The sequence below is a fragment of the Pseudoalteromonas sp. MMG033 genome (genome assembly GCF_057197785.1).
The window spans coordinates 4,675,638-4,690,589 of the sequence record NZ_CM170070.1; the positions used below are offsets into that span (position 1 = coordinate 4,675,638).

Below are 14,952 nucleotides of genomic sequence, written 5' to 3' on the forward strand. Positions count from 1 at the left end.
ACGTTTCCTGACGTTGAGCTTGTTAATAAAGTGTAGTCAACTAAGTGCTCACGCGCTGATTATTCTTTAATTATCAGTCCCTAGGATGAGACTAGTCTAGCAACCGCCATTTACGAACAATCTCATCATAACGACCCGACGCTTTAATCGCATTCAAAGACGCTTGTAACTTTTTAGCCTGTGATTTAGAAAACTGTAAATTTGCTGCAAGGTGCAGCTCTGAGGGGAAATCATCTAATCTCAGTTTGCTCTCTAACAATGTAGGGTCGAGCCCAAGCTCGTCTAACTCTCGTTGCAAAGTTCTGGTGTTTGTTAATATAAAGTCCGTGCGACCCTTATACAGCATGTGCCACATGCTTTTATAGTGCGAGGCCAATACAAGATCATGCTCTTCAGAAAAGCCCGCTTTTTTGAGGTATTGCTCACTGTAGTAACCCCTAATGGTACTCACTCGATACCGCTTTGCTTGCTCAAGTGAAGACAAAGGTATTTGGTTGCTAGTTAGACCCATTAATGACGCAGAAGTCTGACACATCACCCCTAAAAATTGGTAGTTTTTGGCTCTACTTGGTGTTTTTAGCCAAGCTAGCATCACAACATCTGGTTTAGTTTGCAATTCATGATATGCCCTGGCCATTGGCAATATGTCAATCTTCGCTTCTAACCCACTATGTGCCTGAAGCTCTCTGGCAATTTCAACCAAAACACCATCTGCTTGTCCTTGTGCATTTAAATAGTGATACGGTGGTAAATCTTCAGCCACAAACCTGATGGCATTCGCGTAAGCATATGAGCAGACCAAACTAAAGATTGAAATATTTAAATAGATAAAAAAGCGAAATAACATTTTTTTTATTCTTGCCATAGACGTGCCGAGTGTGACGGTTTTTGCATAAAAGATCAACACACATATGGCTACACTATTACTGCAAATTCACACGCATTATCAAAGGCAATCTATATGATTTATATTACAAAAATAAAATAAAACGCTAAACTAAACTATCTGCTTTGTTTCTTGCTGGTCTTATGAGTAACACTTTAACACCCACAACGCTTTTAGATATTGAAGTCAACAATCAAAAGGTGCAAGTCATTGAAAATGAAACTCTGCGTTGGTTTAGCATTGATGGCATTATGCAATCTGCGATGTCTTTATCAGAGCCAAACAGCTTAGTGTTTCCCCATATGTTATTTATGGCTATTCCAACCTATGAACTCTCACAAACCAACCGGATACTCGAACTCGGGCTTGGCGGAGGTGGGTTGCTGCGCTTTCTCAATGACAAATTCCCTAAAGCACATATAGAAACGGTAGAAAAAAGCCAGCAAATAATAGACCTATACAAGCAGTTTTTTAACCCTAATAACAGTGACAACCCGATACACTGCACAGATGCTTATGAGTTCGTTAAACAACAAGACCTCACGCCTTTTGACTTAATACAGGTTGATTTATTTGATTCAACAACGCTACTGCCGTTTATTTTCGAACCCGATTTTTACCAAAACCTAAAGTGCCTACTTACCAACCAAGGGTGGCTAGCACTTAACACGGTACTCACCGAGCGCGCACAGATAAGTAAGCTGGCAGATGTATTAACCGAGACTTTCCCTGAAACAACCATTTATGGCTTTAAGGCTACACAATTTGCCAATATTGTTTGGATAGTTGGCGGGACAAACCAAACCCTTAATCCAATTTGGCAGCAGCAAGCATTTTTCACCACCAGTAAAATAGATGGTCTAAAATACTTACTTGATGACTAACTAGCACAGCCTAATTACAACTGGTGTGCCTGCTTGTCTATGACTGCAATTTTATAAGCGGCTTTAAGCATCACGCCAATTGCGACTATGTTCAATACAATGCTGAACCATGCTTCAAACATGAGTAACTCAACCTGAAAGTTACGCATGTAACTTGCTAGCTGGTCAACAATCTCTATCGAAATACCGATCACAATGAGCATAAACCCGTAATACTCAGAGGTTTCATTCAATAGCTTATGCTGCTCCAAACTTGGATCTTGCTTACTGTCCCAAGCACGTTTTGAAAGGATTTTACGGCCATCCATCACTGCGCCAAAACCAATCAGTAAAATCGTGATCGTCGCTTCGTTATCAATGATGTTTTGATAGCCATGTTCATCCATATGGCCAAATAAAAAGCGTAAATCTTCTACGGTAATATTGGTCACTAGCAAACAAATCAAAACTAATGGGAATAATAAAAAAGCTCTATTTAATGCGACAGTGTAAATCAACTGACTGGTTCTCGATTTTGGCATCTTGTGCTCAGCGGTTAGGTTTAAAGGCAATTCAAACGCAGGATCTTAGCCATTTATCAAAGATTGACAAGCCTAACAGAGAAAATTATACGTTTGTTTTACCTCAGAGCTGTAACAGCATCTAAGGCGTTAAAATCGACGGAGCTTCAGGCTCTTCTTTTCCTAGCATTTTTCGGATCTCATGAAGCTTATCAGCATTTTCATTCTCTTTATGATAGGCAACGAACAGCTCTCTAGAGAATGTTGGTAAATCATCCAAGCGATACAACATCTTTTGCTCGATATAGGGCTCTACAATCACATCAGGTAAATAAGTGCTTCCTCCACATTGCAAAATCAGATCAAGTGCAATTCTCGCAGTACTCGTACGTACAGAGGGCGTTGCGATATCTTTTAGTGCTTTTGCATGCCAACTATTAAAGTTGGTCCCCCAATCGACCATGATGTAGCGTTTTACTTCTTCGGGGTTCTCAACCTCAGCGGAAAACGTAGACACAGGCACCAGCTCAAATGTGTGAAGGTGTTCAATTTTAAGCTCATCTACTTTAGGAGGGTCAAATAAAATCGCCACATCGAGCGTTCGTTCAAGAAGATGACGCGTAATTTGCTCGCGAGATTGAATTTCAGCCACCAAGCTTAAATTAGGATGTCTGGCATAAATTTTTGAGATGGCATCATGTATATAGGTATCCCAAGTGTTTGGCGTCCCCGCCAAACTAATTTGCGTTAATTGCTCCGTAGTCAACGCCACATCTTGTTTGGCCATGCGCAGTGTTTGTAGCATGGTTTCAGCATGGCTTACCAACCGTTCACCGGCAGGAGTCAGTTGAATGTTGTTGCGATTTCGTACAAACAACTGCACACCAAAATACTGCTCTAACTGCCTTATTCTAGAACTTACAGCTGCTTGCGTTAAATATAAATTTTCCGCAGCCTTGCCAAAGTGACGACTATCCTTCACCTCTAGGAAGGTTTTTATAAGCTCAATATCCACCGGTTTCCTCTTATCGTTACGATAAAATTATATTGTTGTACACAAACTAGAATGCGCCGCATACTCCGTGAAAATACTATTGTTTGTCAACAAGAGCATAGCGTTATGGAACTATTACACGGCTTTTTAAAATCAAGTAACTTCTATGATGATATCAATTTTCCAAATGGATTTAATCGCAGTGGGCACTTTACGATTCAAGAATCTGAATTACTCACGCAGGTTGGACGCAGGTTATTTGCACTAGAACAAAGGCTGCAAGCACCAGCCAACCAAGTGGAAGAGCAATTTTTAAAGACTGTAGATGGCGTCAAAGAAAGCGACACCAGAGTCGAGTTGCTGTGGCAAAAATACAAAAAACTCACGCAGAAGCGGAGTATTCATACTTTAAGCGCAACTGCAAAATCAAACAATCAAGATTCATATAACGAAATAGAGGAAAGTTATTAGTGCGAGGCTGGATAATTTACAAAGAAAATGCGAGCTTACTTCGACAAGAAGCCTATGAAATCCATAGGCTTGTTGAAGTTGCCAAAGAAGAAAACATCGAGCTCGAAGTATTTTCTCCAGATCAATTTGATTTAACAGTAACCCGTGATGATGAAAAAAGTATCCTCATTGACGGTAAAAAACATGAACTCCCAGACTTCGTATTACCGCGAATGGGCGCAGGCACCACCTACTTTGCATTAGCTATTATTCGCCATTTAGAGCGCTTAGGTGTGTATTGTGTCAACAGCTCAAACTCCATTGAGACGGTTAAAGATAAACTGTTTGCACAACAAATTTTGGCACAAAAAAATCTGCCAACGCCTGACACCATGCTGGTTAAATTTCCGGTCAATGTTGCTTTGGTTGAAAGACAAATTGGTTTTCCAGTTGTTGTAAAAACACTATCTGGCTCTCAAGGCAGTGGTGTATTTTTATCAAAGTCAAAAGGCGAATTTGATGACTTAATGCAACTAATTGAGGCGACCAACCCTAAAGCCAACATCATTTTGCAGCAATTTGTGAAAGCCAGTCATGGCAGAGATCTGCGCATCTTCACTATCGGTGGCCGCGCAGTTGCCTGTATGGAGCGAAACTCCAATGGCGAAAACTTCAAAGCTAATGTCAGCGCAGGTGCGAAGGGTCGCCCTCACCCAATCACACCAGAAATTGAATGGTTAGCAACACAAACAGCTAATGTGTTGGGTTTAGATGTAGCCGGTATTGATTTGTTGTTTGACCAAGAACACTTTAAGATTTGCGAAGCAAACTCTTCTCCCGGTTTTGAAGGGCTGGAAACAGCATTGGATATTAATGTACCAAAAGAAATTTTCCACTTTATTCGTATTCGACTTGGTATTTTTGACAAAATGCCGATGGATACGAAGCAAGTTGAGACAAAGAAAAGTCCATCCAAAACACAACCTAAAGCCGAAGTTTAATTTGGTAAACATCCATTGATGTGAGAGTGGTTAAAGCGCAAAAACTTAATATGTCTTTGTGCTTTTTTGCTTAGTCCCCATCATCAACTTCACAAAGGCACTAAACGGCAAAACTTGCATCAAGATTGCAATTAATCGCCAGCGTTTTGTAATGTAAACCACTCGCTTTTTTTTCTCAATCGCCGTTAAGATTTGCACAGCGGCTTTCTCCACTGGCGCGAGCCAAAAAATGCCATCACCTTTAGCCATCTGCGTATCAACAAACCCTGGCCGAATATCTGTGACACTGATATCTAGTCCTGCTTTGTAAGCGCGACAATATAATCCCTCTAAGTAATTCGACATATATGCTTTGGATGCATTGTATGATGGGCAAGGTCCGCCGCGCAGCGCCATAATCGAAGAGGTAGCAGTGATATGTCCATGTCCTTGCTTTGTAAAGTAGTGATAGGCCGCATTTGCTATCGCGGTAAACCCTGATACATTCACAGCTACCGTATTTAGCTCACCTTCCAGAGGGAAATCGGGTTCACAGCTCCCAGTTCCTGCATTAATGAGTACTAAATCAACGCCCTGCATGTTTTCTATCAGTTGCTCGAACTTTTCAACTGCATTATGTGGTGTAGAAATATCCATTACACACGTATATGTCTTACTCGTGATGGTTTGCTGTAACGAAGCCAACAACGCTTCCCGTCGACCAGTAAGCCCTAATATATAGCCTTGTTGTGCCATGTTAAACGCCAATGCTTTACCAATCCCTGATGTCGCACCGATAATAATTGCTTTTTTCACCACGTTAGTTTCTCTTTTTTGTTATTTTGGTGGGCTTTGAGCAATTCCTGTAGCAAAGATCAAAGTCATTTTTATAAAACAGATACTAAGCGCCATCAATGCTTTGCGTAGGCATGCACTCAAAACATGTCCTTGTTCTCAAACAAATTGACATAACAATCATAAATAAACAAGAAAAAGGCGATAATATGGTAATCAAAAGAGTTAAAGTCAGAGGAAAAAGCACAAGTATTTACCTGTGCTTTTTTAATGATATTCAGTTTATTTTACATTAATAGTTACGGTCGCGGGTGCACTGGTAATATCATATAAGTTATTGCCTTTAATTCGATATCTAAACGAGTCTTGGCCAACAAAACCAGCCTTGGGTGTATACGTGATGGTGTGATCATCATTTACAGTCACACGACCATTTTCAGCCCAAGCATAGACCTCAACACCAAAATAGTATGGCACGTTTGCATCATTGTCTTTCACAGTGATTGTGATAGCCTGATTGGCTGAGGTCTGTGCGCTATCATCGCTTGGATAGTAGTCATAATCAATATTGAATGCTTCATCTAGACTGATGCGGATCACACCCCATTCAGATGTTTCGCCTGCAGGGTTAATAACGCGAAACGGGATAGTTTCTATCTTATTCGTACCGTTTGAAACCGCCGCATAATATAAGAGCTTGCCTTTAAACTCTATCCAACGTCTATCTATAATATTATATGCAACAGCTTGACCATAAGCGGTACGTACTTGATCGTAAAAACCAATCTGATTGTATGACTTATCTGCATTCAATTGGATTCTAAGCTCGTTGCTTGAGTAATTTGGATCAGTGACATTATCTTTGCCAAATATATTGAACTCTTCTTGTATTTGTAGGCCTGAATTGAACTCATAAGTTGTTTTATTCAGTACTGGCGCAGCTTGTACAAAATTAGAAAGCAGACCTGTGCTCAGCGCAATAGCCAATGCCTTATACGTTGTTTTCCTCATTTTAAAATTTCCTTTTCTTTATCTTTCATTGTTAACTACACAATATTCATATTGAAAAAGTAGCAAACCTACTCTCATAATGAATAAATTCATATTAAAATATATTTTTACACACGAAAAATCTATACTGAATACTTCATATTGCTTATCAAAAAAGGCCAGCCACACCAAAAACCGGTGTTGTTGGTTTTATAATAAATTTGATAAGGCCACTTTAAAGACGATGAAAAGCCGTTTAATTCAAGGAAATTGATAGCATTCCCCCCCTTCTCAATAGTTTATATCTTGAAAGACAATAGCCTCCCGAGTTCAACTCGGAGGTACTTAGCCATGCAGACCATCCCGTCTAATTTTATAATCAAAGGGATACATAATCATCGCGAGGAACGACCAAGTTCACACTAAAAAATAGTAGTAAAATACACAAGTTTAATAAGTTAAGAACCTGATAAACGCAGGCTACGGGTTGAGGCGTGAATGGGTTATAACCAACACATATTGAAACTAGTTTTGTATTGTCAGATATGATCTTATCCCCAATTTTAAAATCCTAGAAAATAGTGAATCTACTAGCATTCAGCCAAACACCTTGAATCAATAGATGATATTCGCCCATTGAGTAATGGTCGCTTACCCTTTATTATGTTCTATTATGATCCTTGGCTGGGAAGGTATTGAAGATTTCGGGTACTGTCCTTTAGACAGGTTAAGGCAATATATTCCATTTAGACACGTTCTCCCGTGCATGATTCCTTTACTAGGCCTATTAGTCAGCTGACGGAAAAACCCTTACACTCTCTTACTCTTAATAGCAGGCTTCCAACTATCCATATGGTAAACGCATTTGAATCGAAAAACGGTGTCTTTATGGTGTAATAAAAAACGACTAATAATTATTTAGATACAGTTTTAAAAGATAGAAGTGAGGGTAAATCATAAGTAAAAAGCATAAAAATTGGCTTTATTAACATAGAATAAAACCAATCAACATCAAATTACATTAGATTTTATCTATATATATAATATGAACTCACTAAGGCATAGACATGGGCACCACCAAATTCGTTTGGATACATAATTGGGCCTCGGCACGTAAACCTACCGTCGTGACGTACCTCAAATTGTAAACCTTTTGGACCGCCCCCTCTGATAGACTCATATACACACATAGTCGCGACTACATACCTTGATGAAGCAGCTACTTCAGCCGTTGGATTAGTAGACTCTATGGCTGGGCCTGTAGATGCATTACCAGAAAAAGAAGCGACCGTTAGTAGAGATGTTGCAGCTAGGGTTTTAATTATTTTATTTGATTTTATCATTTTAATTCTCCTTATTAAAAAACCAACCTAAAGATATTTTACGAAGCACGCCACGTCAACCAAATAAACACAAAAACTTAACCAAAACTTAATTAAATTAAAATTTTCATATAAAATAAATAAAGGTGCGCTGAATATTTGATCGATTCATTGCTTAAAGCCTATTAATGGAGCAAAAAACACAAACAAATGTTAACAAAAAATTCCCAAAAGGAGTCTCTTATGTTTCTCTTAAAAGTAAATACGCCTTCACCTGCAGACACGTCTGCACATCAACATATATCTATAGGTTTATAATATGCTGCAAAATTCACATAGTATTGCTATATACGCGCTTATCATGTTTGTGGCTGGGCTTGGGATCCCAGTCATGGCCGCTTTAAATGGCGGGTTAGGTAATAAGTTACAAAACACCGCGCTTGCTGCGACGATTTTATTATTTGTGGGGTTTTGTATTGCACTTATCTACTTATTTGGTAGCAATGGCATACCAAAATCACTCTTTGTAAAAGGTACACCTTGGTATTTTTATCTCGGGGGATGTTTTGTCATGTTTTATATTTTGACTATTACTTGGGTAGCTCCGAGGTTTGGCGTTGCCAACGCCATTACATTTGTATTGCTTGGCCAACTGATTGCAATGACATTGATCGATCACTTTGCCCTTTTTGGTATGGCCCAGTTTAAGTTAAATGCTAAAAGGCTAGCTGGGGTGGTGTTTATGGTTGTTGGGATCTTGCTCATACTCAGCAAACCACAAAGGAGCTAATTGAGGATTTAGCTTAAAGTACACTGATATTACTGTATAAATAGAACAGGTTAAAATTGACTTTATCCCAATAAAATAAAGTCAATTTTTTATTAATATAAACTATTAGTTATATACATACTCAACATCGACTAAAGCATATGTGTAAGTCCAATCGCCATCCCTAAACTTAATTGGACCTTTGCAGATAGCCCTACCTTCACGACGAATTGTGCGCTGAAAACCCCACGGCCCCCATCCAGTTAGAGATTCATAAGTACATAAAGTAGCTACTATTGTTCTTGTTGAAGAAATATTCTCAACTGTTGGACTAGTAGGTTCTGTAACTAGGCCAGTGCTCGCATTACTAGAAAAAGAAGCCACCGTTAATAGAGATGATGCAGCAAGGATCTTGATTAGTTTATTTGATTTTATCATTTTAATTCTCCTTATTAAAAATCAAATTCACAATAGGTTAAGAATAAATAAATGTCAACAAAATAAAAATTACAATTTATTAGAATAATCACATTTAAATCTAGACGACACCCAAACGCATTTTTATATATAAGAAAATGAAAAATCTAGACTTAGCAAATATTAATAAGTTCATACCAATCACCTCAACAAAACTACCTAAATAAAAATAAAACACTTTATTTAAAAACAACTTAAAAGTTATATTAAACCTTTTATTCTCGCTCATTATTACAGGGATTTAGCCTCGAACATGCTATCTGAAAGCATTTAATTATAATTTAATAATTTACAAAAACAGCACTCGCGAAGAAGAATTTTATTTTTTATAATGTTTTTTATTGCGAGGATCGAATTAATTGATACAAAGAGTATGACCAAAGTACTTTGTGTGTAAGGTTAACTATCGTAACTTTGTTTCGAAGCTGGAATTTCCATGTTTATATTTCAATCACCCCTTGGTTTGCCAAGGAATTGACTGAATAGTTTATTTTTTTGGCATTACACAGTTCAAATTGGACATTAAAAGAATAGCCGAATTGACTCTTATGATGACGGAAGTTTTTCTTGCCCTTAGTAAGCTATAAAGAAATTAGTTGACGATTTAGCTTAATGATACTGATATTTATAAAAAATCTCGGAAAAATTGACTTTACACCTTAATAATAAAGTCAATTTTTATAAAAATAATCTATCAGTTATATATATAACGAGTACTAGCTAAGATGTATATGATAAACTCTCCTGGTCGGTCTAGGTCTGGATATACAATTGGGCTTCTACAGATCACCTTACCACTTATAGGCCTTATAATCGGAAGGCCATATGGTGCATCCCCTGTAAGAGATTCATAATTACATATAGTAGCAACTATTTCTCTTTCTGAAGAACTAGATTCAACTATTGGAGTAGTAGATTCAGTAACTAAACCAGTACTGGCATTACTAGAAAAAGAAGCCAAAGTTAATAGAGATGAGGCAGCGAGACTCTTAATTAGTTTATTTGATTTTATCATTTTAATTCTCCTTATTAAAAATCAAATCCACAATAATTTAAAAAAATTAAAAAGTCAAAAAAAGAACAAAAAACAAACAAACCCATTGGTAAAAATTAACACTAAAGCTTAACCAGTAACAAAAACCAACCTTTCGCAACCATAATAAAAAAGCCTACAAATCAAAAGATAACAAAAACCACTAAGTTATTATTTTACTTTTTACAAGCACCATGAAATTAAATACAACCACTCTAAAAAATTAATTAAACATCGATTTATTTAATTATCATCAATCATGCTTACTGATAAATTTAAAGCTCTTCTCTTGACAGACTTAAACAATCCGTTAGTTAGCAAATATAAAATCACCTAATTTCCGCGTCGATTTTTTGATATTTATAGATCCTAAAATTTCATTTATCGAAACAATTGATAACAATGGTATATCCAATTTTTTGTACTCGGCACACCTTAATATTTTTATCTAGGTGGGTGATTTGTTATGTATAATATTCTGGACATAAATTTGGAGCAATGACACTACTCGAACACTTTGGCGTTTTTGATATGACCCTGTTTAAGTTAGATGCTAAGAGACTAGCTTGGGTGGTATTTATGGTTGTTAAGGTCTAACTTATACTCAGCATCCACAAAGGATTTAGTTGGCGAGTAAGCTAAAAAGCAGAAAATATTACTACACAAAAAAGCGCGCTTTATTACCTAGAGCGCGCTTTTAATTTTTCTTGGTATACACGTATTACATAAGAATACTGTAAAAACCTTTATTCTGGTTTAGCAAATAACCACGTCATTTCAGTTTCACAAGATTGACCTACTTCATATTCACAAACTGTAATCCCCTGCTGTGAATAATCTAATAACTCGAAGGTCCAGTCTTTGTCATCTAGTTTAAAACGCATTTGTCCGTCAACAAGAGTAACCTGATGTGTTTCACCGAATATACCCAGTGTATATACTTTTTCACCATCAACAATGCTCGGCTCAAGTATTACTTTATCGTCCTCACGTTGCATCGATGGATCAAGGAAGTAAGTGCGAGTATAACTGAAGAACTCTTTATTAAATCCATCTAATTCCATATCATCTTCTTGCTTTAAGATGACCAGTTCTCTTTTCTCCTCTTGATAACCACTCGCATGGTTTTCAGTAAACTCTCTTTCAAGTACAACCATGTCGTTTTCAGCAACAAGTACACGCTGAGACAAGCTTTCCACATTTAAGCATAAGCTTTCTGCATCTGAGCATGTCACAGATTGTGGTGCACTGTTTAAAGTAAAGTCTAATGCTTGGCCTTCAGTTGCAATGAAGCTTGAAGCCCAAGTGAAGTTGCTAGAACCATAGTTGACATTTAACGTGCCATTTTCAAATAAATCGAAAACGAAGTTCTCTGTATTTCTGCCGACTTCGCCAGTCCAACGCCCTGTAAAGTCTATTTCTTCTTCAATTGTTTGTTCTTGAATGAAGATACCGTATTCAGTATGCGAATAATCAGGGTGCTCATTATCTGACGAGACGAATGCATAACCACCAGCGATTTCTTTGGTAAACCAGAAACGCACAGTACCGGTTTCATCTGAGTCATCTCTTGGGTACATGAGTTCAAGGACACCATCATCTGCGATGCGCCAAGCTAGCTCTTCACGCTCTCCTGAATTAGGGAAGTTTTCGAATACTTTGCCATCAGCCTCGAACTCGAAAATACCATAACCTTCGTTACCTTCACTCTCATCACTTTGGAAGCGGTCTAAGTACCACATACCTTGCGTCAAATCTTCTACATCAATTGACGGCATGTCACTTTTAGAGACTAGGTTAGTAATATACTTGTTATGGTGAGCAACTCGATTACCGTTACCTAAAACTTTATCGCCAATTTCCTCCACTTCTACTGTCTTATAGGCATCATTTTCACCTAACACAGTTAAGTTCAGGGTATTGACATAAATGGACTCAATGCCTTCATCAGAGCTAACTTTACGGGTTGCTAATGAACTCGAAAGCTCTATCGTGACAGCATTTGCAGTCTGCTCCCAGTGCTCCACTGAGACTGTATTAATTGCAGTAAGCTGACCTTTGCCATCTTCAGTTAAATTAATGTGCGTCGCAGGACTATCGTAGTTATGTAAATATTGTAAGACGAATTCACCACTAAGTGACTCGACATCTTGGTCAATTAGGTCTTCATCATTTTCAAGCGCTTCTTTTGTCTTATCAAACAGAGTCGGATCTTTTTCTGTGATAATAGCGTGTGCTTGATCAATTGATAAGTCATCGTCAATAAGATCTAACGTTGACTCAACCCCTTCAGGTAAATCAATATCATCATTGTCGACGAACACTTTAATTAAGGTTGCCAGTTCTATCTTTTTCTGAACATCGACACTTGCAAGTGCTGCTAAATACTCTTCATCAGACTCAAGTAAATCATCAAACGACGCCATAAGTACGTGCTCAGCCGTCGTAACGTTAGTGACGTTTACAGAAAAGTTTTCTGAGCTATCAAGCGTTGCGTCTTCGCCAGCTTGTTCAATCAAAGACTGGATAGAATTAAGCTGTGATACAAAGCTGACACTTTGCTGCGTATCAACCCCTTTGGCAAATACAGTCACTAGCTTATCAACTTGACTCTCATCAACTTCGACCAGCGCAGAATATGCCCCTTGAGCATCTGCAGAGGTGTTAAAAACTTCATCACCAACTTTAATTTCAACTTGTGCATTCACAATCGGCTTATCAGTAACTAGACCGGTAATAGTTACGCTGGAGACTTTACGTTTTACAGTCACAGCAATCGAGCTTTGCGTCATTGCACCATTGCTATCAGTTGCCGAAACAGTAAAGTTAACTAAATGGTCTCTATCAATATCTGGGACAGTTACGGACAACGTCGCAGCGTCACTGCCTTCCATAGAGATTGCAAGCTCAGAATCATGAGACCAAGTGTAAGTGATTTCATCTCCATCTGGATCTGTTGCCTCTGCAGTTAACGTGAATACTTTTTGCTCCAAAGCCTCATTTTCACCATTAATGCCTACAACAGGAGCTTCATTAACTTTAGGTACCTCAGGCTCAGTAGGCTCAACGACAACATCGGGATCAGTATCACCTTCGGTATTACCCTCAGTATTACCCTCGGTATTACCCTCAGTATTACCCTCAGTATTACCCTCAGTATTACCCTCAGTATTACCCTCAGTATTACCCTCAGTATTACCCTCAGTATTACCCTCAGTATTACCCTCAGTATTACCCTCAGTATTACCCTCAGTATTACCCTCAGTATTACCCTCAGTATTACCCGTTTCAGCACTTCCAGTATCTGTAACAGAGCTATTAGTATTATTTGAATCAGATGCAACATTATCATTTGTTTGAGCAGAAGATTCAGAGTCGCTGCCACCACAGCCGACTAACAGTGAAGAGGTAATTAATGTTGCTAAAAGAGATTTCCTAAACGCATGCAATTGCATGTTACTTCCTTAATGTAAATTGTTATTTTGTTTTTCCAGCTGCTAACAAGCGTATGCTTGTCAGCAGTCACATCCATAAACTGTGTAACTTAGTCAAAATGAACCAGTCTAAAATTTACTCTAGAACTAGTAGCTCCACTGCAAACCTGCAGTAATAGAAATGTTCGAGTACTCAGTATTTGGCACGCGATATCTACGTCCATTGACTTCTTCTGAGACAGCGCTTCTTTCTTTGTAGTAAGTATCGATACCAGTCATTAACGCGATATGCTCAACAACTTGATATCGCACACCTGCTCTGGCCATCACACCCCAACCATTGAAACTATCTGTAAGGGAGGTTGTCTCAAATTTGGTATTTTGTACATGGCTATAAACTGGGACCGTTATTTCGCCTTCCGCATACCAGCTCAAGTTTTCGAATGATTTTGATAATTTACTGTCGTATCGTGCACCCAGAGAGGCAAGTACGCCCATTTGATCTTCAGTTACGGATACCACTGAAACAATGGAGGCTGGGTTGTTTTGCAATAGGTCGTCACCATCTTTAGCCTGTCCAGGTAAATCGAAACGAGCGACGGGATCATGTTCATCTCTGGGTAAATCCTGTAGCGCCTGATCAAAACGCGAGGCGCCTGGATTAACAAATTTAAAGTTCGAGCGCGTAAAACTTGAAGTATAAATTCGCATCCCCATGGTTATTTGCATAGCTGGCGTATAGTTGTATGCACCCGTAAAGGCTATTTCATTTGCTTTTACTTTAAAGTCATTGCTTTGAATAGCGCCAAAACCTTTCAATGACCAGGTTTCTGAGTCAATAGACGTTGCGATGGTCGCCGCACTTCCAATGTAATATCCCCATTTATCATCAATACCTGTATAAGAAAGTTGTCTGATAGTTGGGTTTGTCACTGACACTGACTGAGAAAGCTCACCGAATCCTGCCACGTCAGACAAAGACTCATTATAATTTATCGTTTCAAACCCAAGTCTGATTTCACTGAAAGAAGGAAGAGGTTCTACATTCACTGTCGTATTCGCATTCACTGCGACACTACTAAATAGCCCAAACAAAGCGAGAGAGTATTTCATTGCTGTTTCCCGATAGCATTTATTCAACGTTCATGTTGTTTTATTAATTACGAGGGAACTGAGCTGTAATAAGTAAAAGGAATATTGGACATGCAAAATTTGCAGCGTTCGAAAATCACCACCTAAAGCAAAAACTCTATCCCTGTACTTATGGCCCATATCCATGGCCGCGCATTAGATAAAAAAGATTAAAACTTTTCAAGTATTTTCATTAAGATAGAGGTAAAAAACACATAAAAACCATATCCATTACAGCAGCATAACCACAGGGAGAACAACCACACATATATGCAACATTTATAATATAAAACCCCACCATGTAGAT

Annotated in this window: 13 protein-coding genes; 4 read left to right on the forward strand and 9 right to left on the reverse strand. The window is 38.3% G+C overall.

From position 1 onward, the window contains the following. Nucleotides 1-91 precede the first annotated feature (91 nt). Complete coding sequence (locus AC2CZC_RS20315) at nt 92-865, reverse strand: substrate-binding periplasmic protein (protein WP_484583174.1); 774 nt, start codon at nt 863-865, stop codon at nt 92-94. A 164-nt stretch (nt 866-1,029) separates the two neighbouring features. Here AC2CZC_RS20315 and AC2CZC_RS20320 point away from each other — a divergent pair, with 164 nt between their 5' ends. After that, complete coding sequence (locus AC2CZC_RS20320) at nt 1,030-1,770, forward strand: spermidine synthase (protein WP_484583175.1); 741 nt, start codon at nt 1,030-1,032, stop codon at nt 1,768-1,770. A 14-nt stretch (nt 1,771-1,784) separates the two neighbouring features. On the opposite strand, the gene AC2CZC_RS20325 is transcribed toward AC2CZC_RS20320, so the two are convergent. Then, nucleotides 1,785-2,291, reverse strand: coding sequence for a hypothetical protein (locus tag AC2CZC_RS20325; protein WP_484583176.1), 507 nt, complete (start codon nt 2,289-2,291; stop codon nt 1,785-1,787). A gap of 121 nt (nt 2,292-2,412) precedes the next feature. Further along, nucleotides 2,413-3,285, reverse strand: a complete 873-nt coding sequence (locus tag AC2CZC_RS20330; RefSeq protein ID WP_484583177.1) for a LysR family transcriptional regulator — start codon at nt 3,283-3,285, stop codon at nt 2,413-2,415. A gap of 105 nt (nt 3,286-3,390) precedes the next feature. On the opposite strand from AC2CZC_RS20330, the gene AC2CZC_RS20335 reads away from it, so the two are divergent. Next, nucleotides 3,391-3,735, forward strand: a complete 345-nt coding sequence (locus tag AC2CZC_RS20335; RefSeq protein ID WP_484583178.1) for a MaoP family protein — start codon at nt 3,391-3,393, stop codon at nt 3,733-3,735. Beyond that, entirely contained in the window at nt 3,735-4,715 is a 981-nt protein-coding gene (locus tag AC2CZC_RS20340) for an ATP-grasp domain-containing protein (RefSeq protein WP_484583179.1), read from the forward strand. The genes AC2CZC_RS20335 and AC2CZC_RS20340 overlap by 1 nt, the downstream gene beginning before the upstream one ends. Before the next feature lie 45 nt (nt 4,716-4,760). Here the strand turns inward: AC2CZC_RS20340 and AC2CZC_RS20345 are convergent, their stop codons facing one another. The 3 genes from AC2CZC_RS20345 to AC2CZC_RS20355 all read right to left on the reverse strand — a co-directional run bounded on the left by AC2CZC_RS20345 (nt 4,761) and on the right by AC2CZC_RS20355 (nt 7,822). Further along, complete coding sequence (locus AC2CZC_RS20345) at nt 4,761-5,510, reverse strand: SDR family NAD(P)-dependent oxidoreductase (protein ID WP_484583180.1); 750 nt, start codon at nt 5,508-5,510, stop codon at nt 4,761-4,763. Between the two features lie 261 nt (nt 5,511-5,771). Then, on the reverse strand, nt 5,772-6,500 hold the full coding sequence (locus AC2CZC_RS20350; protein ID WP_484583181.1) for an Ig-like domain-containing protein: 729 nt from the start codon (nt 6,498-6,500) through the stop codon (nt 5,772-5,774). A 1,007-nt stretch (nt 6,501-7,507) separates the two neighbouring features. Continuing rightward, entirely contained in the window at nt 7,508-7,822 is a 315-nt protein-coding gene (locus AC2CZC_RS20355; RefSeq protein ID WP_484583182.1) for a hypothetical protein, read from the reverse strand. A gap of 298 nt (nt 7,823-8,120) precedes the next feature. On the opposite strand from AC2CZC_RS20355, the gene AC2CZC_RS20360 reads away from it, so the two are divergent. After that, on the forward strand, nt 8,121-8,591 hold the full coding sequence (locus AC2CZC_RS20360) for a DMT family transporter (protein WP_484583183.1): 471 nt from the start codon (nt 8,121-8,123) through the stop codon (nt 8,589-8,591). Nucleotides 8,592-8,696: 105 nt separating this feature from the next. On the opposite strand, the gene AC2CZC_RS20365 is transcribed toward AC2CZC_RS20360, so the two are convergent. The 3 genes from AC2CZC_RS20365 to AC2CZC_RS20375 form a co-directional block, all read right to left on the reverse strand. Then, complete coding sequence (locus AC2CZC_RS20365; protein ID WP_484583184.1) at nt 8,697-9,008, reverse strand: hypothetical protein; 312 nt, start codon at nt 9,006-9,008, stop codon at nt 8,697-8,699. A 1,818-nt stretch (nt 9,009-10,826) separates the two neighbouring features. Continuing rightward, entirely contained in the window at nt 10,827-13,535 is a 2,709-nt protein-coding gene (locus AC2CZC_RS20370; RefSeq protein WP_484583185.1) for a PKD domain-containing protein, read from the reverse strand. A 126-nt stretch (nt 13,536-13,661) separates the two neighbouring features. Further along, nucleotides 13,662-14,627: an autotransporter outer membrane beta-barrel domain-containing protein gene (locus AC2CZC_RS20375; RefSeq protein ID WP_484583186.1), complete on the reverse strand. Its 966-nt coding sequence runs from the start codon at nt 14,625-14,627 to the stop codon at nt 13,662-13,664. Nucleotides 14,628-14,952 lie beyond the last annotated feature (325 nt).